Origin of the sequence: Cellulophaga sp. HaHaR_3_176, from assembly GCF_019021925.1 — a bacterium.
Lineage (GTDB): Bacteria > Bacteroidota > Bacteroidia > Flavobacteriales > Flavobacteriaceae > Cellulophaga.
The window spans coordinates 138,005-156,476 of record NZ_CP058990.1; the positions used below are offsets into that span (position 1 = coordinate 138,005).

Annotated in this window: 21 protein-coding genes; 13 read left to right on the forward strand and 8 right to left on the reverse strand. The window is 31.8% G+C overall.

All coding sequences use genetic code 11. From position 1 onward, the window contains the following. The first annotated feature begins 45 nt into the window (after positions 1 to 45). The 3 genes from H0I23_RS00610 (at position 46) to H0I23_RS00620 (ending at position 2,553) form a co-directional block, all read left to right on the forward strand. Entirely contained in the window at positions 46 to 609 is a 564-nt protein-coding gene (locus H0I23_RS00610; protein ID WP_216784542.1) for an RNA polymerase sigma factor, read from the forward strand. Next, a complete protein-coding gene (locus H0I23_RS00615; protein WP_216784543.1) occupies positions 596 to 1,372 on the forward strand; it encodes a hypothetical protein in 777 nt (258 codons plus the stop codon). Before H0I23_RS00610 ends, H0I23_RS00615 begins: the two co-directional genes overlap by 14 nt. A 107-nt stretch (positions 1,373 to 1,479) precedes the next feature. Further along, positions 1,480 to 2,553 (forward strand): hypothetical protein, encoded by a 1,074-nt coding sequence (locus tag H0I23_RS00620; protein ID WP_216784544.1) that lies wholly within the window; start codon positions 1,480 to 1,482, stop codon positions 2,551 to 2,553. Positions 2,554 to 2,586: 33 nt separating this feature from the next. Here H0I23_RS00620 and H0I23_RS00625 read toward each other — a convergent pair whose 3' ends face one another. The 3 genes from H0I23_RS00625 to H0I23_RS00635 all read right to left on the reverse strand — a co-directional run bounded on the left by H0I23_RS00625 (position 2,587) and on the right by H0I23_RS00635 (position 4,032). Beyond that, a complete protein-coding gene (locus H0I23_RS00625; RefSeq protein WP_216784545.1) occupies positions 2,587 to 2,829 on the reverse strand; it encodes a zinc-ribbon domain-containing protein in 243 nt (80 codons plus the stop codon). Between the two features lie 143 nt (positions 2,830 to 2,972). Next, positions 2,973 to 3,578 carry an SIMPL domain-containing protein gene (locus tag H0I23_RS00630; protein ID WP_216784546.1) on the reverse strand — a complete coding sequence of 202 codons (606 nt, stop codon included), beginning with the start codon at positions 3,576 to 3,578 and terminating at the stop codon, positions 2,973 to 2,975. A 31-nt stretch (positions 3,579 to 3,609) separates the two neighbouring features. Beyond that, a complete protein-coding gene (locus tag H0I23_RS00635) occupies positions 3,610 to 4,032 on the reverse strand; it encodes a hypothetical protein (protein ID WP_216784547.1) in 423 nt (140 codons plus the stop codon). A gap of 189 nt (positions 4,033 to 4,221) precedes the next feature. On the opposite strand from H0I23_RS00635, the gene dnaG reads away from it, so the two are divergent. Continuing rightward, a complete protein-coding gene (gene dnaG / locus H0I23_RS00640) occupies positions 4,222 to 6,204 on the forward strand; it encodes a DNA primase (RefSeq protein ID WP_216784548.1) in 1,983 nt (660 codons plus the stop codon). Between the two features lie 68 nt (positions 6,205 to 6,272). On the opposite strand, the gene H0I23_RS00645 is transcribed toward dnaG, so the two are convergent. Both H0I23_RS00645 and nadE read right to left on the reverse strand, forming a co-directional pair. Continuing rightward, positions 6,273 to 6,902 carry a response regulator transcription factor gene (locus H0I23_RS00645; RefSeq protein WP_216784549.1) on the reverse strand — a complete coding sequence of 210 codons (630 nt, stop codon included), beginning with the start codon at positions 6,900 to 6,902 and terminating at the stop codon, positions 6,273 to 6,275. Positions 6,903 to 7,072: 170 nt separating this feature from the next. Next, positions 7,073 to 7,861, reverse strand: coding sequence for an NAD(+) synthase (gene nadE / locus H0I23_RS00650; protein ID WP_216784550.1), 789 nt, complete (start codon positions 7,859 to 7,861; stop codon positions 7,073 to 7,075). Positions 7,862 to 7,953: 92 nt separating this feature from the next. Between nadE and gldB the strand changes: the two genes are divergently transcribed. Both gldB and gldC read left to right on the forward strand, forming a co-directional pair. Then, on the forward strand, positions 7,954 to 8,919 hold the full coding sequence (gene gldB, locus H0I23_RS00655; RefSeq protein WP_216784551.1) for a gliding motility lipoprotein GldB: 966 nt from the start codon (positions 7,954 to 7,956) through the stop codon (positions 8,917 to 8,919). Beyond that, positions 8,919 to 9,254, forward strand: a complete 336-nt coding sequence (gldC, locus tag H0I23_RS00660; RefSeq protein ID WP_216784552.1) for a gliding motility protein GldC — start codon at positions 8,919 to 8,921, stop codon at positions 9,252 to 9,254. The genes gldB and gldC overlap by 1 nt, the downstream gene beginning before the upstream one ends. Here gldC and bla read toward each other — a convergent pair. Continuing rightward, positions 9,244 to 9,984 carry a subclass B1 metallo-beta-lactamase gene (gene bla / locus H0I23_RS00665; RefSeq protein ID WP_216784553.1) on the reverse strand — a complete coding sequence of 247 codons (741 nt, stop codon included), beginning with the start codon at positions 9,982 to 9,984 and terminating at the stop codon, positions 9,244 to 9,246. The genes gldC and bla overlap by 11 nt on opposite strands. 51 nt (positions 9,985 to 10,035) lie before the next feature. Between bla and H0I23_RS00670 the strand changes: the two genes are divergently transcribed. After that, positions 10,036 to 10,413, forward strand: a complete 378-nt coding sequence (locus H0I23_RS00670; protein ID WP_216784554.1) for a GTPase — start codon at positions 10,036 to 10,038, stop codon at positions 10,411 to 10,413. Here H0I23_RS00670 and yihA read toward each other — a convergent pair. After that, a complete protein-coding gene (gene yihA / locus H0I23_RS00675; RefSeq protein WP_216784555.1) occupies positions 10,405 to 11,031 on the reverse strand; it encodes a ribosome biogenesis GTP-binding protein YihA/YsxC in 627 nt (208 codons plus the stop codon). The two genes, H0I23_RS00670 and yihA, sit on opposite strands and share 9 nt — an antisense overlap. A gap of 14 nt (positions 11,032 to 11,045) precedes the next feature. Continuing rightward, a complete protein-coding gene (locus H0I23_RS00680) occupies positions 11,046 to 11,810 on the reverse strand; it encodes an alpha/beta fold hydrolase (protein ID WP_216784556.1) in 765 nt (254 codons plus the stop codon). A 268-nt stretch (positions 11,811 to 12,078) separates the two neighbouring features. Between H0I23_RS00680 and mraZ the strand changes: the two genes are divergently transcribed. Genes mraZ through mraY form a run of 6 tightly spaced genes read left to right on the forward strand, consistent with a single transcriptional unit; the run spans position 12,079 to position 18,472 of the window. Beyond that, positions 12,079 to 12,540: a division/cell wall cluster transcriptional repressor MraZ gene (mraZ, locus tag H0I23_RS00685; protein ID WP_216784557.1), complete on the forward strand. Its 462-nt coding sequence runs from the start codon at positions 12,079 to 12,081 to the stop codon at positions 12,538 to 12,540. Then, the gene (gene rsmH / locus H0I23_RS00690; RefSeq protein WP_216784558.1) at positions 12,527 to 13,438 is read left to right on the forward strand and encodes a 16S rRNA (cytosine(1402)-N(4))-methyltransferase RsmH; all 912 of its coding nucleotides are present in this window, start codon (positions 12,527 to 12,529) and stop codon (positions 13,436 to 13,438) included. The genes mraZ and rsmH overlap by 14 nt, the downstream gene beginning before the upstream one ends. 5 nt (positions 13,439 to 13,443) lie before the next feature. After that, on the forward strand, positions 13,444 to 13,761 hold the full coding sequence (locus H0I23_RS00695; RefSeq protein ID WP_216784559.1) for an FtsL-like putative cell division protein: 318 nt from the start codon (positions 13,444 to 13,446) through the stop codon (positions 13,759 to 13,761). Further along, positions 13,761 to 15,764, forward strand: coding sequence for a penicillin-binding protein (locus H0I23_RS00700; RefSeq protein WP_216784560.1), 2,004 nt, complete (start codon positions 13,761 to 13,763; stop codon positions 15,762 to 15,764). Before H0I23_RS00695 ends, H0I23_RS00700 begins: the two co-directional genes overlap by 1 nt. After that, positions 15,761 to 17,224 (forward strand): UDP-N-acetylmuramoyl-L-alanyl-D-glutamate--2,6-diaminopimelate ligase, encoded by a 1,464-nt coding sequence (locus tag H0I23_RS00705; protein ID WP_216784561.1) that lies wholly within the window; start codon positions 15,761 to 15,763, stop codon positions 17,222 to 17,224. The genes H0I23_RS00700 and H0I23_RS00705 overlap by 4 nt, the downstream gene beginning before the upstream one ends. 27 nt (positions 17,225 to 17,251) lie before the next feature. Beyond that, positions 17,252 to 18,472 (forward strand): phospho-N-acetylmuramoyl-pentapeptide-transferase, encoded by a 1,221-nt coding sequence (mraY, locus tag H0I23_RS00710; RefSeq protein WP_216784562.1) that lies wholly within the window; start codon positions 17,252 to 17,254, stop codon positions 18,470 to 18,472.

The window sequence follows — 18,472 nt, forward strand, 5'->3', positions numbered from 1 at the left end:
AAGTATCTCTCGTCTACCTTAATAGAAACCAACACCATATTAAAATTGAAAATTATTTCTTTTTATACAAATGAAAAAAACCTTATAAAAAAGGCGATTTCTGGTAACTCAGATGCTCAAAAGCATTTATATGAAAAGCATGCGCCAAAAATGTTGAGTGTTTGTCGGCAATATATAAAAGATGCTGATTTTGCTGAAGATGTTATGGTGACAAGTTTTGTGAAGGTATTTAAATATTTAGACACCTTTAAGTTTGAAGGAAGTTTTGAAGGATGGATTAGAAGAATAATGATTCGCGAATCAATAACTTATTTGAGAAAAAAACAATTTGTAGTTTTTGATGATGATGTTTTTGAGAGAAACTCACAAAGTCACGATTATTTTTCATCAGAAATAGATGTAGAGCAAATTCAAATGTTGATAGATAGACTACCAGAAGGTTATAAAATGGTATTCGTTTTATATGCAGTAGAAGGATATAAGCATGCTGAAATTGCTGAAATGTTGCAGATAACAGAAGGCACTTCAAAATCTCAGTTGTTTAAAGCTAGAAAGCTGTTGCAAGAGCAGTTAAAAAAACAAAATATATTAGGTTATGGCACCAATTAAATTTGAAGAACATATAAAAGAGAAATTAGATGGTCGTGAGATAAAGCCATCTGCTAATGCTTGGGGTAAAATTTCTGGGCAAATAACATCTTCCCAAGAAAAAAAATCAAAAGGTTTTGCTTGGTATGCTGTTGCAGCTTGTCTTATAGGGTTGTTAATTGCTTCTTTTATCATTTTTATAGAAACAGAGAGCAATATAAATCTTCCTGAAACGAGTATTGTAAATGAAAATAAAGAGAAAAGAAAAGAGTTGGAGGCGCCAATAGAGCAATTTGTTTTACCGCCTGTAGCTAATAAAAGTAAGGATGATCCTTTAAATGCAATTGTTTTAGAAGATAAAAAAGAAATAGAGGTGCTGAAAAATAAAGAACAAAATTCAAAGAGCACTGTTGTTACTTCTAATTCTGGAATTGCAAAAACAGTATTGAAAGATGATAGTGTAATTAAAGGAGTTAACGAAAATGTTTTCGATAAAGATGAAATCATTAAATTGAAAATTAAAGATCTTGTTGCGCAAGTAAATGCTTTGGAATCTAATAATTCGGTAGTTTCTGATACAGAGATAGATGAGTTATTAAGAAAAGCTGAGCGAGAAATACTAGCGAATAAAATTTTTAAAGACACATCAAATAAAGTAGATGCAATGGCTTTATTAGATGAAGCTGAAAATGAATTGGATAAATCTTTAAGAGATCATTTATTTGATACATTGAAAGAAGGGTTTTTTAAAGTAAGAACTGCAGTTGCAGATCGCAATAACTAAAATCAATACATATTATAATACTTTTTTTCTTTTCTGATATCAGCTGTATTTAGAAAAGGAGCAGGGAGGGGTTTGTTCATTAATTAATAATCAAAAATAATCACCACATGAAAATAAATATACTATATATCGCAATACTATACTTTGGTTTTTTGACGCAAAATGTATTGGGACAAGAAGACTATAAAAGTAAAATCATTAATTTAAATAATTTAAAATCAGAAATAACATTACAGGAAAAGGAGGCGCTTAAAGCAGAAGTTGCTTCAATAATGAAGCGTGTTGATACTAAAGAAATTACAGAAAAAGAAGCACAACAATTGAAAGAAGATGCGGCAAAAAAACGAGCTTTAAATATTGAAAATAGATTAAGTATAGTAGATAATGAAATTGCACTTTTAGAACGTAATGGAGACCGTATGTTAGTTTTGCCTACTGGATCAAAAGTTGAGATTAATTTTGGATCAAAAGATGGTGGAGATGACAGGTTGTTTGGTTTAAAAATAGATTCGGATGAAAATAAAAATAAGTTGCAATATGATAGACGTACTTCTTCAGATTTTGTTATAGCTGTTGGTTTGAATAATGCAATTATTGATAACCAATCTTTAGATGATTCGCCATATGAAATAGGAGGCAGTCGATTTTTTGAAATGGGGTGGCAATGGAGAACACGAGTATTTAAAAATACTAACTTCATGAGGTTTAATTATGGGTTCTCTTTTCAATTTAATGGGTTAAAAGCAAAAGATAATCAATATTTTGTAGTTAATAATGGACAAACTATATTAGAAGAGTTTCAATACGATTTAGATAAATCGAAACTACGTATGGATAATTTGGTATTTCCTATTCATTTTGAATTTGGTCCATCTAAATTAACAAAAACAGATAAAACGATTAGATATGATGTGTACAAAAAATTCCGTTTCGGTATTGGAGGGTATGGAGGTTTTAATTTAAGCACACGCCAAAAATTGAAGTATGAAATTGATGGTGATAAGGTAAAAGATAAATTAAAACGAGGATATAATACAAGTAATTTAATTTATGGATTGAGTGCTTATGCAGGTTTTGGAGGTACTCAATTGTACGTGAAATATGATCTGAACCCTATTTTTAAAGATGCAATAGTAGAACAAAGAAATGTCTCATTAGGACTCCGATTTGATTTAGATTAAAATTAAAAAAGCCAAGACTATGTCTTGGCTTTTTTAATTAATAGTTTTTTGTTTCATTTCATGAGTAAATTCATTCTCATAATATGCTCTTTTACAATGAGAGCATTCTGCAATTTTGTGAGATGATAATTTGAATAATTTTATCCAAAAAACATGAAAATAGTTAGAGCTTTCAATTAAAGTTAATGTGTTTAATTGCTTGCAGTATGGGCAACTAATTGAGTCTAATTTCTTTAAAGAAGTTTTACCTTGTCTAGTTCCAAAAAATAGAATCATATTATTTGTTTTAAACTCAAATATAAAACATGATTTAATACCAAATTAAAAATAGAAGAAGAACCTTGTTTATAGCTTGAAAAGAAAATTTGTGATACAAATAAAATAAACAAGGCCTTCTTCGTAAACAACCAACTAAAAAGTTATAAAAGTTCGAAAGAAACCGATATTTGGTAGTCTCTTTTTGAGAAATCAGAACCATAATAAAGTGACTCTGATATTTTATTGAGATTATTATCGTGGATATATATTGCTTTACCCACTTTGCGATCTATTTTCTTTGCGATAGCCTCTGCCTTTGCTTTAGCATTGTCATACGCTTCTTTTGCATACATTGCTATCTCATCATCCGTTAAGGTATACTCAAAGCTAGAATCTGATTGTGATACACCAAATGCTTTTACTGAAATAAACTTCTCAAGCGTTTCTATAGAAGTGGTTTTAAACTCAAAGTAAGTACCTTCCTTTTCATAGCGTAAGAGTTCATAAGCAAACTTGTCTTCTTTCAATGCTTTAAGATCAATACCGTTCTTTTCTAAAGTAGCTAAATAGCTTTCTTTTAATTCTGGAAAAGTTGTCCCAGGAGCATCGTAATACACATTATTTAAGCTAAGAATCATTTTAGCATTAAATGTAGGCTTAATGGTGTGTGTCGTTGACCCGTTAACACTTATGCTTGGTGAAGTCGTTTGCGCCATTGTTGTTATCGTTATTAGTAATATGAAAATGTTTAAAAAATGTTTTTTCATGTTTCTATTTTTACTTTTAGTAAAAGAGTTTTTATACAGAGAATAAGAAAGATGCTATGATCATCCAAACACCTACGATAATACCAACAACACCTAGTTTTCCTTGTTTTGGAGCTATTTTAGCTCTTAAAGCATCTGCTTTTTCTTTAGCACCTTCGTTTTTAGATAAAACATATTTGTTAATTAATCCAAAACCTAACATGAATCCTAATGCTGCTGAAACAACATTTCCAGCTAAGAAAGTAACCCACCAGATAGGAGCTGCTGTAAGCCATCCAATATTTAATATAGCAGTTATTATTCCCCATATTCCCCAAAAGCAAAATAAAGCACCGATCCAAGCTTGGTAAGGTTCTACTTTTTCTAAAAGTTCTTTAGCGTTTGGTTTTTTAGCTAAAATTAAAGATGGTACTGCGATGATACTTAATAATACTAATGTAATTCCCCAGATCATAATTTCTGTTTTTAAAAGTTAATTGATTATTTGTTTTTTATTTCTGGTACAAAGTTGCGTTAAATGAGAAGTTTCTAAAACCCTTGCAATAGTGAAAAAGCAATCCCTGTAAACCGTGATGGCTTTATTTTTATAATTATATTTACAGGTTCAAAGTCTTTATTATCAATAGTTAAAACCTTTTTTAAATTGATTTCTAAAACAACAATAGATCAAGTTTATGAAACTGCTCGTTTAGAGGAGGTTATCGGCGATTTTGTTCAGTTAAAAAAATCAGGATCTAATTTTAAAGGATTAAGTCCCTTTACAGATGAACGTTCGCCAAGTTTTATGGTTTCACCTGTAAAGCAAATCTGGAAAGATTTTAGTAGTGGTAAAGGCGGTAATGTAGTTGCTTTTTTAATGGAGCATGAACATTTTACATACCCTGAGGCAATAAAATTTTTAGCTAAAAAGTATAATATAGAGATAGAAGAGACGGAGCAGAGTGATGAGCAGAAAGTACAAGCAGACGAAAGAGAAAGCATGTATTTGGTTTCTGAGTATGCACAAAAATATTTTTCAGAAATACTTTGGGAAAGTGAATTAGGTAAGGCTATCGGTTTAAGTTATTTTAAAGAACGCGGTTTTACAGATGAAACTATTAAGAAATTCTCTTTAGGGTATTGTTTAGATAATTGGGACTCTTTTACCAACGCAGCACTAGAAAAAGGATATCAAATAAAGTATTTATCAGAAACGGGGCTAACCATTGTAAAAGAAGATACGGCTAATCTTGCAAATTCTCGAAAATTTGACCGTTTTAAAGCGCGTGTGATGTTTCCTATTCAATCCTTAAGTGGTCGTGTATTAGGTTTTGGAGGACGTATTTTAACTAATGATAAGAAAGCAGCAAAATATTTAAACTCTCCAGAAAGCGATATTTATCACAAGAGCAAGGTGTTGTATGGTATTTACCATGCAAAACAGGCTATTGCAAAAGAAGATAATTGCTACCTAGTAGAAGGGTATACTGATGTTATACAGTTTCATCAACGAGGAATTGAAAATGTAGTAGCATCTAGTGGTACTGCTTTAACACCCGAACAGATACGATTAATTAATAGACTTACTAAAAACATTACAGTTTTATTTGATGGTGACGCAGCTGGTTTACGAGCTTCTCTGCGTGGTATAGATCTTATTTTGGAGCAAGGAATGAATGTAAAGGTTTGTTCTTTTCCAGAAGGAGAAGATCCAGATAGTTTTTCTAAAAATAATAGCTTAGATGATGTTTTGGAATATTTGAAAGAAAACTCCAAAGATTTCATTCAATTTAAGGCATCATTATTATTTAATGAATCAGCTAATGACCCTATTAAAAGGGCTGATACTGTTCGCGATATTGTAAATAGTATTTCTAAAATACCAGATCGTATTCAGAAAGAAATTTATATTCAAGAATGTGCAAGTATTATGAATATTTCTGAAGCAGTATTATTTAATACACTAGCTCAGATTGGAAATAAAGATAATGCTGCTGCGATAAAGCAACAAAAACCTGAACCAGCAAAAGCATTTGATGTAGTAAAAAATGAAACAACAAACCAAAAAGTAGATGTTCAGTTTGAGTTAGAGCGTAAGATTATTGAAATTTTATTGCTTTATGGTAATTTGGCACAAGAGTTTGAAGATTTGGTGCTAAAAGAAAATGAAAAAGGAGATTTAGAACTAGAGCCAGAAGTTTTAGAAGCAAAAGTCTATGAAAAAATATTTTTAGATCTTCAAGATGATGAGATTGAATTGAGTAATGAAAATTTCAGAAATATCTATAAAGTTTTAATTGAGGCATTAAATCAAGATGAAGAGTTTAGTATCAATAAGTTTATAGCACCTTTAGAGCAAGATATGGTATCTGAAATATCTTCCATATTAATGGAAGAAGAAAAATACATTTTGCATGATTGGGCTAGAAAAGATATTTACCCAAAAGAAAAGGAAAAAACAATAGCACAGTTGGCTAGTGAAACTATATTAACATTACGCTGTTATTTAGTAAAACGTAGAATTCATTCTTTACAAGAAGAAACAAAAGTTGTTGATAATGATAATAGGGAAATCTTAGAGGAGATTATGAATTATATTCAATTAAATACACTTTTAAATAAAAAATTGAATAGAGTGTTGTCATAATCAATTAAGTAATAAAATAAAAAAGCCTAGCATTTGCTAGGCTTTTTTATTTTAAATAAGATTAAAACTTAGTAAAGCTCTAAAGCTTTAGCTTGTTGTAATAAGTCTACTAGGTTATCTACATTAAGCTTACGCATTAATCTAGCCTTGTAAGTACTTACGGTTTTTTCATTTAAATTAAGGCCGATAGCAACGTCTTTATTACGTTTGCCACTAGCTAACATTTTTAATACCTCAACTTCTCTACTAGAAAGTTTTCTGAAAAACCTTCTTGGTTTTTTAGTTCCTTCATCAAAAGCAAGTCTTTGAGCAAGTTCATTTGTAATAAACATATCACCTTTACTTACTTTTCTTACTGCAGAAATAATATAATCTAAATCTGCTGTTTTTGATAGGTAACCATATGCTCCAGCTCTAATTGTACTTAATGCGTAAACGTCCTCAGACTGTCCGCTATAAATTAAAACTTTTACATCAGGGTATTCTGACTTTATTTTTCTCAGGGTAGCTATTCCATTAATCTCAGGTATATCCATCTCCAACATCACTACATCCGGTGTAATAGTTTCTAATTTTTCAAATAACTCAGTTGTTGTTGAAACATCTGCTATTACATTAAAATCAGAAGCGGTATCTAAAACAAATTTAATACCTGTTCTTACTACTGGATGATTATCCGCAATTAATACTTTGATCATTTTACTTATTTTTTCTTGATTCTCAACTTACAACTAATATGCCAAAAATTTCTGACATGCAATGTAAAGTATATTTATCTTATTTATACTGTAAAGGTCATATTTTTTTATCGATAAACTGCAATATTTGTTATTTTTTCGATTTATTCACTTGATTTTAAGGTGAATGGTTATTTTAACGAATTTGGAATCTTACAAACAGGTATTGGATTCATTTTATGTTTGTTTGCGTTATTCAACCTTTTATAGATAGTAATAACCTCTTTTTCTCTGCCTGAAAAATCATCAGCAGTTTTACCTTTATCGATCATTTCCATTGCCCATTCTAGCTCAGGGTACGAAGCTCCAATTTGGTCTTCATCAGTTCTGTCATCTCCCCATAGGCCGTCGGTTGGTGCGGCATTTACAATTTCATCATTAACGCCTAATGCTTTGCCAATTTCCCAAACTTCTGTTTTTACAAGATCAGCAATAGGGCTTAAATCCACACCTCCATCGCCATACTTGGTGTAAAATCCTACGCCAAAATCTTCAACCTTGTTTCCAGTGCCTGCTACTAGATAACGCTCTAAAGCGGCAAAATAGTATAAACTAGTCATTCTCAGTCTTGCACGGGTATTTGCAAGCGACATAAATCGCTCTTCTTCATTATCTACTTTTGGCATAGCCTCTACTAATGAGTCGAATACTGGTGTAAGGTTTACCTGTAGTCTTTTTACATTAGGAAAGTTTTTTTGAAGCCATTCAATATGGTTTGATGCTCTATCTACTTGATTAGGTGCTTGATGAATAGGCATTTCTAAACATAGCAGTTCTAATCCTGTTTTGGCACATAATGTAGAGGTAATGGCGGAATCGATTCCGCCAGAAATTCCAATAACAAAACCTTCCATTTTAGCATTGACTGCATATTCTTTTAACCAGTCTACAATATGATTTATTACTTTTTCAGTTTGCATTGCAGTATTTTTTACATTTAAAACTAGTAACTTTGCTTTGTAAAAATAGAGCCAAACTGGTAATAAATAAAACTAAAAGAGAATTACTTTATATGAAAAAGTTAATTTTTATTCTTTTGATAACGACACAAGCTTTGTTTTATAGCTGTGCCGATGAAGATAAAACAGCTGATGAAATAGCTAAAATTCCAATGGAAATTACAGTTTCTAGGTTTGATAAGGCTTTTGCTGATGCTACGCCTAATGATATTCCGAAACTTAAAAGTCAATATCCTTATTTGTTTCCACGTCAATACCCTGATAGTATATGGGAGGCAAAGTTAAAAGATACGATACAGAAAGAATTGAATGAAGAAGTGACTAAGGTTTTCTCTAATCTGGAAGAAGAAGAGGTTGATTTACTCAATTTATTCAAACATATAAAATATTACTTCCCTGATTTTAAGGCTCCAAAAGTAGTTACACTTACTTCTGATGTAGGTTATGCTAATAGAGTTATTTTAGCAGATTCTTTATTGCTTATAGGTTTAGATAATTACTTAGGTGAAGATCATAAGTTTTATAAAGGTTTTCAAAGTTATATTGCCACGGGTCTCGATAAACAATATTTGGTAAGTGATGTTGCAAGTCAGTTTTGCTTTCAAATGCTTCCTAGAGAAAAGGGAAGAACTTTTTTAGATCATATAATATATTATGGTAAAGAGTTGTATTTAAAAGATAAGATAATGCCTTTTCAGACAGAGGCACAAAGAATAGTGTATACGCCAGAACAATTAGAGTGGGCAGGAGTAAATGAAGAGCAAATGTGGCGTTACTTTGTAGAGAGAGAGCTTTTATATAGCACAGATAAGCTTTTGCAACCTCGATTTATTGATCCAGCTCCATTTTCAAAATTTCAGTTAGAGTTAGATAGTGAGTCTCCTGGAAGAACAGGTAGATATATTGGTTGGCAAATAGTGAGGTCGTTTATGGAAAATAACGAAGTTACTGTTCAGCAATTATTGAATATTCCTTCAGAAGAAATTTTTAAGAAATCAAAATATAAACCGAAAAGGTAATGAGTAAATTACATACATCAAAAATAACATTAACAGTAGGCTTAGATGAAAACAGAGTTCCTGAGGAGCTTAATTGGTCGGCCCAAGATGGAGGAATTGATAATGAAGAAGTGAAGGCAATGTTATTATCTGTTTGGGATAGTAAAAATCAAGAGTCTCTAAAAATAGATTTATGGACAAAAGATATGCCTGTTGATGAAATGAAAATTTTCTTTCACCAGACTTTAGTTTCTTTATCAGATACTTTTATGAAGGCTACTCAAGATGAAAAAATGACAGCAACAATGAAAGATTTTTGTGATTATTTTGCTGAAAAATTAGAACTTAAAAAGTAGGTTCTTTAAAAAGTTGAATGGTGTAGTCTAATAGTTTTTCATTTCCTGCGGCACCGTGTCCAGGCACTACTAAGTTAACGTTTGGGTAATATTTTTTTATTTTTTTAATAGTATTACTCCATTCAGCTGTATTAGCATCGCCAGTATATCCTTTGCTGGCGTTTAGTGATTTTACCATGCAACCGCCAAAAATTAAATTATCAGTAGGTACATAACTTATAATGTTATCTTTTGTGTGTGCTTCGCCAATAAAATGGTTAATTACTTTTTTTTCTCCAACGGTAATTTCCATTTTATCATCAAATCCGATTTGAGGTATACTACTTGCGTTTTCTTTAGCTAGTATAATTGTTTTGTTATTAGCAAAAGAGGGTATGCCTAATTTGTGAAAAGCATCAAGACCGCCAAGGCAATCATCATGAAAATGATTGATGGTGATAGAAGTGATGTCGCATTTTTTATCCTCTGCAATCCATTTAATTAATTCCATACTTACTTCTGAATTTGTTGGAGTGTCAAAAACAGCTGCTTCATTATTATTTATAAAAATAAGGCCATTACACGCTACTTTTCCAAAATCATCAGTTTCTAAATAACTGATATGAATATATGAGTTTTCTGAAACAGGTATAATTTTTAATGTTTCAGAACTGTAAGCAATACTGTTTTTTTGAGACTTACAACTCGTAAATAGAAAAATGAAAATTAAGAATAGGAATATTTTTTTCATAATGATAAGGTCGTAGTTTTTTTTAGGTAAAGATAAAATAGTGTTAATAATATGGAGAATGAAGGTTTCGAAAAATTACTTTTTGTTTACAATGCAAACTCAGGTAAAATAAATGGTTTAGTGGATAGTATGCATAAGGTGTTCAGTCCTAGTACATATGAGTGTAGCCTTTGTGATATAACTTTTGGAGTTTTTTCTGAGAATAAAGAGTGGAAAAAATTCAGAAAAAGTACCACTGTTGAAATGGATTTTCTTCATAAAAATGAGTTTCATGAAGCATTCTCAGCTCTTGATGCTAAAAGTTATTCTTTACCCGTTGTCTTAGCGCAAACAAAAAGTGGGTTACAGATTTTTGTAAGTACAGAAACAATGAATTTACTTGAATCTTCAGAAGATTTAATTGATGTTTTAAAGGAAAGATTAAATTAAATCAGCCCAATTATTTTTTTTAAAATTTTCGTTCATTCCATCAATGTAACCTAAAACTTCTTCTTGTCCGATTCCGCTAGATGATGATGTTATAAAATAGTTAGGTGCTTCTTCCCAAATACTTGATAATAATTGCTGAATATATTGCTCAACATTTTTTTCAATAACGTTTGGTTTTAGCTTGTCTGCTTTTGTGAAAATTATAGAAAACGGAATTTGGTTTTCGCCCATCCATTCCATAAATTCTAAATCAACCTTTTGAGGTTCATGTCTAATATCAACTAAGACAAAAGCACAGACAAGTTGTCTTCTTTCTAAAAAATAATCGGTAATGTATTTTTGAAAAACTTTTTTATCTCTTTTTGATACTCTTGCATAGCCATAGCCAGGTAAATCTACGAGAAACCAATCATCATTAATTTTAAAATGATTGATAAGTTGTGTTTTTCCTGGTCTTCCAGATGTTTTTGCTAAACTTTTACGTTGCGTTAACATGTTTATTAATGAAGATTTTCCAACATTAGAGCGACCAATAAAGGCATATTCCGCAATAGGGTCTTTAGGGCAGTTTGTAACGTTAGAGTTACTCATTACAAAGTCAGCAGACTTTACTTTCATATCAAAAAATGTTTTTATAATTTTCTAGATGTAAGCCAAGATTCTAAAATTCTATTGAATTCATCTGGGTGTTCCATCATCGCAGCATGTCCACATTTGTCAATCCAAAATAAATCTGAATCGGGTAATAATTTATGAAAATCATCAGCAACATCAGGTGGAGTCACGTTATCATTTTTACCCCAAATAATACAAGTTGGAGTCTTCATTTTAGGTAAATCTTTAGCCATATTGTGCCTAATAGCACTTTTGGCAATTGCTAATGTTTTAACAAGTTTGATTCGATCGTTTATCGTTGCAAAAACTTCATCAACAATTTCTTTCGTAGCAACTTCAGGATCGTAAAAAACATCTTGAGCTTTCTTTTTTATAAACTCATAATCACCTCTCCTTGGGTAGCCATCTCCCATGGCACTTTCATATAAGCCTGAGCTACCTGTAATAATTAAAGCTTTAACTTTTTTAGGGTATAGTTTTGTATGTAATAATCCGATATGTCCTCCTAAAGAGTTGCCTAGTAGAATAACATTGTCTAGGTCTTTATGTTTTATAAAATCTTCAACAAATTTAGCAAAACTTTTAACGGTAGTTTTTAAAAGGGGTTTGTCGTAAATAGGTAATTCGGGTACTAGAACCTTGTATCCTTTTGAAGGAAAGTGTTCTACCACTCCTTCAAAGTTACTTAAACCACCCATTAGCCCGTGTAATATGATGATTGGAGTGCCTTCGCCTACTTCAACATATTTAAATTTTCCTTCCGTTATTAACTCTTCTTTCATTAATGTGGGTTGATGTGTATTGCGACAAATATAGACATTTCCTTAGAATCAAAGCATACTTGTTTTTAAGACTAAAAATAAGTTCAGCAAAGAATAAGTTTTTTGTTGAATGAATTTTTCAATTTTATCGAGTAAGTTTTTTTAAAGCTAGTTTTTAAGGGTAAGATATCCTAAAAAGAAGGAATTTATTAACAATGTGGTAAATAGTGGTAAATGGTGGTAATAAAATCTATATATTTGAGTTATAAATAGAAAGAAACAAGAAAAAGTGATCAATTTTATTGGGACATACGATTGTAAAGCTGATGCTAAAGGGAGGGTAATGATGCCTGTATCCCTTAAGAATCAGATGGCTCCAGTGTTAGCTGATGGTTTTGTTTTGAAGCGTTCTGTGTTTCAGCCCTGCTTAGAATTGTATCCAATGAAAGAGTGGAATCTTTTAATGGAGAAGATGAATAAGAAAAATAGGTTCGTGAAAAAGAACAATGATTTTATTAGACGTTTTTCTGCAGGTGTAAAGGTAGTGGAAGTAGATGCTGCTGGAAGGTTATTAATACCTAAAAATTTAGTAGATATCGCTAATATATCAAAAGAAGTTGTCTTGAGTTCTGCAATTAATATAATTGAGATTTGGGATAAAGATAGTTATGAAAAGGTTCTAGAAGATACTGCAGAAGATTTTGCTGCATTAGCTGAAGAAGTAATGGGAGACGAAGATGAGTTATCATAATCCAGTTTTATTGAGTGAGTCTGTAGATGGGCTTAATATTAAAGAAGATGGCATTTATGTAGATGTTACGTTTGGTGGTGGTGGTCATTCTAAAGAAATATTAAGTAGGCTAGGCGAAAAAGGCAAATTGTTTGCTTTTGATCAAGATGAAGATGCTTTAAAGAATACACTTGATGATGAAAGGTTTGTGTTGATACATGAAAATTTCAGATTCATCACTCAATTTTTAAAATTCTACGGAATAAAAAAAGTAGATGGTATTCTGGGTGATTTTGGTGTTTCTTCTCATCAGTTTGATGTTGCGGAGCGTGGTTTTTCAACTCGTTTTGATGCAGATTTAGATATGCGTATGAGTAAGAGAAATGCAATTTCAGCTTTTGAAGTTGTAAACTCATATACTTATGATGATTTAAGAAGGGTGTTGTTCGAATATGGTGATTTGCGAAATGCAAATGCAATGGCTACAACTATAATAGCAAAAAGAGAAGAGGAGTCAATAAAAACTACAGATCAATTAAAAACATTATTAAAGCAGTATTTGCCAGCTCGCGTAGAGCATAAAATATTAGCTCAAATATACCAAGCTATTCGTATAGAGGTAAATCAGGAAATTGAAGTGATAAAAGAATTTTTGTTACAAGTGCCCGATTTATTGAATGAAGAAGGAAGATTGAGTGTCATAAGTTATCACTCTTTAGAAGATAGATTGGTAAAGCGATTTATTAGAGCGGGGCTTTTTGAAGGGGAGCCTGAGAAAGATTTTTATGGGAATATAAGTGTTCCTTTAAAAAAAGTAGGGGGGTTGGTAGTTCCATCAAAAAAAGAAATAGCAGTAAACAATAGAGCGCGTAGTGCGAAATTAAGAATAGCAGAAAAAGCTAGAATAAAGAAAAAATAAGGCAAGTGCGAAAAGGAATTTTAGACATTTTAAAAGGAAAATTTTTAGTAAGCGGCGATGCTCCTAAAAATTGGATTTTTATAATCTTCACTTCTTTCTTAGCGGCAGCTATGATCGCAAGTTCGCATAGTGCAGATAGTAAAGTACATCAAATAGCGGCTTTAAATGAAGAGGTTAAAGAATTGCGAAGTGAGTTTATTGATGGGCAAACAGATGTTCAGAAGTTAAAATTGGAATCTGAAATATTAAAAACAGTAAGTGAAGAAGGATTGTTTCCGTCGGAAACACCTCCTTTTAAAATAAGAGTTAAATCAGCTAAATAGTGGCAGTAACAGAAAAAAACATATTAACAAGATTGTATGTGGTGGCAGGTTTCCTGTTCATCTTAGCTGTTGCTGTGGTTGTAAAACTGGTTAGTATTCAAATGGTTGATGGTGAAAAGTATCGCCAACTTGCTGAAGATAGAACGGAGAAAGTTTTTACAATAACACCTAACCGTGGTAATTTATATTCTGCAGATGGTAGTTTGTTAGCGACATCTGTTTCTCGATTTAATATAAGGTTTGATGCTGTTACTGTTAAAGATGGTGATTTTAAAGAAAATATAAAGCCTTTGTCTTTAGCGCTTTCTAAATTATTAGGTAAACCTTCTTCGTATTACGAAAAGCTATTGCGTAAGGCTAAAGTGAATAAAAATAGGTATGCTTTAATAGCAAGAAATTTAGATTATTCTGATTATGTGCAAATTAAAAAATTCCCGCTTTTTGAAAAAGGACCAAATAGAGGAGGTATAGTTATAGAGCAACGAACGGTGCGTGAGCATCCGTTAGGAAAAATTGCAGAGCGTAGTGTTGGCTATGAGCGTTTTGATGCTGAAGGTCATGCTACAAGAGTAGGGTTAGAAGGTGCATTTACTGAGTATTTAAGTGGAGAAAAAGGAAGCCGATTAAAGCAGAAAATAGCAAAAGGTCAGTGGAAACCTATTGGTATGGATAATATTGTAGAGCCTAAAGATGGTTACGACGTGTATTCTACAATTGATGTTAATATACAAGATATAGCACATCATGCGCTTTTAGGTCAATTAGAGAAATATAAGGCAGATCATGGTTGTGTAATTGTAATGGAAACCAAAACTGGTGAAGTTAAAGCAATCTCGAATTTAGGTAGAACAGAAGGTGGTAAGTATTACGAGCGTTTAAATTATGCAATTGGCGAATCGCATGAACCAGGTTCTACATTTAAATTAATGTCAATGGTTGTTGCTTTAGAAGATAAAGTAATAGATACTAATACTGTAATAGATACTGAAAAAGGTCTTTATAAGGTATATAATAAAACAGTTAGGGATTCTAAATGGGGTGGCTACGGAAAAGTTACGGCAGCTAAGGCATTTGAAATTTCTTCGAATACTGCTTTTGCAAAAATAATAAACAATAGCTATAAAGATAACCCTGAAAAATTTGTTGACCGCTTAATGAATATGGGGTTAAATAAAAAGTTGGATTTACCAATAAAGGGAGAAGGTAAGCCAGTTATTAGATATCCTGGTGATAAAGGTTGGTCTGGTATTTCTTTAGCGTGGATGTCTCATGGGTATGAAGTTTCATTAACACCATTACAAACATTAACCTTTTATAATGCAATCGCAAATGATGGTGAGATGGTGAAACCTAGACTTTTAAAAGAAGTAAAGGAATGGAATAAATCAATTGAAAAATTTGATAAAGAGGTGATTAATCCTTCTATATGTTCAAAAGAAACAATTGGTAAGGTGCAAGAAATGCTGAAGAATGTCGTAGAGAAAAAACATGGAACGGGTCATAGCCTTTATTCTCCTAATTTTTCAATGGCAGGTAAAACGGGTACATGTCAAAAAGATTACGTTTCAAAAGATCCAAATAAATTAAAGTACATATCAACTTTTGCGGGTTATTTTCCTGCAGATAATCCGAAGTACTCTTGTATTGTGGTTATACATGAACCAGATAAAAGTGTGGGGTATTACGGAGCTGATGTTTCTGGACCTGTATTTAAGTCTGTGGCTCAAAAAATATATGCAACATCGCCATTAGTTGATGAAATTGATGAGTTAGATGTTAAAGATGGCAATTTGGATAAAAAATACCAGCAATATTATGCTTTGTCTAATGAAAAACATAGTACAGTACCTAACGTAGAGGGTATGAGTGGTATGGATGCTATTTCGATATTAGAAAACCTTGGTTTAAAAGTTAAGGTTACTGGTGTGGGTAGTGTAAAGAAACAAACATCAAAAGGTGTAAATATTAAAGAAGTAGAACAAATAGTTTTAGAGCTGTCATGACATTATTAAAAGACATATTATTTGGGGTTAGTTTAATATCTGTAAGCGGTTCTACATCGGTTATGGTGAATAAGCTATGTTTTGATTCTCGATTAGTACTAATGGATGATGTTTTTATTGCTATTAGAGGTACAATTACTGATGGTCATAATTATATAGAAAAGGCTATTAATTTAGGTGCTAAGGTGATTGTTTGTGAAGCTATGCCGGATACTATTGTAAATGAAATTACATATATTCAGGTAGATAATGGGAATAAAGCATTAGCAATAATGGCTTCAAACTATTACGGAAACCCTTCTGGAAATTTAAAGTTAGTTGGGATAACTGGTACTAATGGTAAAACAACAGTAAGTAGTCTGTTGTATCAGTTATTTAAAAAAGCAGGGTTTAAAGTGGGGTTAATATCAACTATAAAAATAATGGTTGATGATAACGAATATAAAACTAGCCATACAACGCCAGATGCTTTAACTATAAATAGTCATTTACAGTTAATGAACGAGGTAGGTGTTGAGTTCTGTTTTATGGAAGTGAGTTCGCATGGTATTCATCAAAAAAGAACCGAAGGTTTGGTTTTTGAAGGAGCCATATTTACAAATCTTTCGCATGATCATTTAGACTATCATAAAACATTTGCAGAATATAGAGATACTAAAAAAATACTTTTTGATCAATTGCCTAAAAAAGCTTTTGCTTTAACGAACGTTGATGATAAAAATGGCCCTGTAATGTTGCAAAATACTAAGGCTAGAAAATATACTTATGCATTAAAATCTTTTGCAGATTTTAGAGCACAAATTTTAGAAAATCAATTTAGTGGCCAATTATTGAAAATTGATGGCGATGAACTTTGGTCAAAATTAATTGGAGATTTTAATGCCTATAACATGTTAGCAATTTACGGAGCAGCTAGTTTGTTAGGCTTAGAGAAATTGGAAATATTAAGGTTGCTAAGTGAACTTGAAAATGTAGATGGTAGATTTCAATACTACATTTCAAAAGAAAAAATCACAGCAATAGTTGATTATGCGCATACGCCAGATGCATTAAAAAATGTGTTAGATACAATTAATGCACTTAGAACAGGAAATGAAAATGTAATTACTGTTGTAGGTTGTGGTGGTGATCGAGATAAATCTAAGCGCCCTGTTATGGGGCATATTGCTTCTGAAATGAGCACTACTGCCATTTTTACATCTGATAACCCTAGAACGGAAAAACCAGATGTAATAATTAACGAAATGGAAGCAGGAGTTGAGGCGCAGAATGTAAGAAAATTTTTATCGATAGAAAATAGAGAACAGGCAATTAAAACGGCTTGTCAACTAGCAAATGCTCATGATATTATTCTTATTGCAGGTAAGGGGCATGAAACTTATCAAGAAACAAATGGAGTTAGGATAGATTTTGATGACTATGAAATAGTGCAAAATCTTTTGATAAGCCTAAATAAATAATAGACAATAAAGACCAACAACGAACAAATGTTATATTACTTATTCGAATTTTTGGAAAAAAACTATCAGATACCTGGTGCTGGGCTATTTCAGTTCATCACATTTAGGGCTGCTTTAGCTGTGCTTACATCGCTATTAATAGCAACGGTATATGGTAAAAAAATTATTGTTTTTCTTCAAAATAAACAAATAGGTGAAACTGTTCGTGATCTTGGCTTAGATGGGCAAAAACAAAAAGCAGGTACACCTACAATGGGTGGTTTAATCATCATTTTGGCAACATTAATTCCTGTTTTATTATTTGCTAGATTAGATAATATATATGTTATCCTTTTAATTGTTACAACAATTTGGATGGGTATTATTGGTTTTGTGGATGATTATATAAAAATCTTTAAAAAAGATAAAGAAGGTTTAAAAGGAAAGTTTAAAATTTTAGGTCAAGTAGTGTTGGGTTTAATAGTAGGTACTACGCTATATTTTCATCCTGAGGTTACTATGAAAGAGCGTAGTAAAACAGTGATAACACCTTCTTATACTGTTGAGAAGCAGGTTGGTGCAGAAATTAAATCTACAAAAACTACAGTTCCCTTTTTTAAGAATAACGAGCTTGATTATACGAGTTTCATTTCTTGGATGGGAGATGGGGCTAAAGAATATGCGTGGTTAATATTTATTCCTATTGTGATAATTATAGTAACAGCAGTTTCTAACGGTGCAAACCTAACGGATGGTATCGACGGCCTTGCGGCAGGCACATCTGCAATAATTGTCCTCACAATTGGTATTCTAACTTGGATATCTGGTAATATCATATTTGCGAATTATTTAGATATCATGTTTATACCTAGGGCAGGAGAGCTTGTGGTTTTTGTCGGGGCTTTTCTGGGTGCTTTAGTTGGGTTTTTGTGGTATAACACATTTCCTGCGCAAGTATTTATGGGTGATACGGGTAGTTTAACAATAGGTGGTGTTATTGCTGTAATCGCAATCATTATTAGAAAAGAATTATTAATACCTGTTTTATGTGGAATTTTCTTTGCAGAGTCTATTTCGGTAATGTTACAGGTAGGGTATTTTAAATATACTAAGAAAAAATTTGGAGAAGGAAAGCGTGTTTTTTTAATGGCGCCTTTGCATCATCACTATCAAAAGAAAGGCTACCACGAAAGTAAAATAGTGAACCGCTTTTGGATTATTGGTATTCTGCTGGCGATAATAACTATAGTAACCTTAAAAGTACGATAG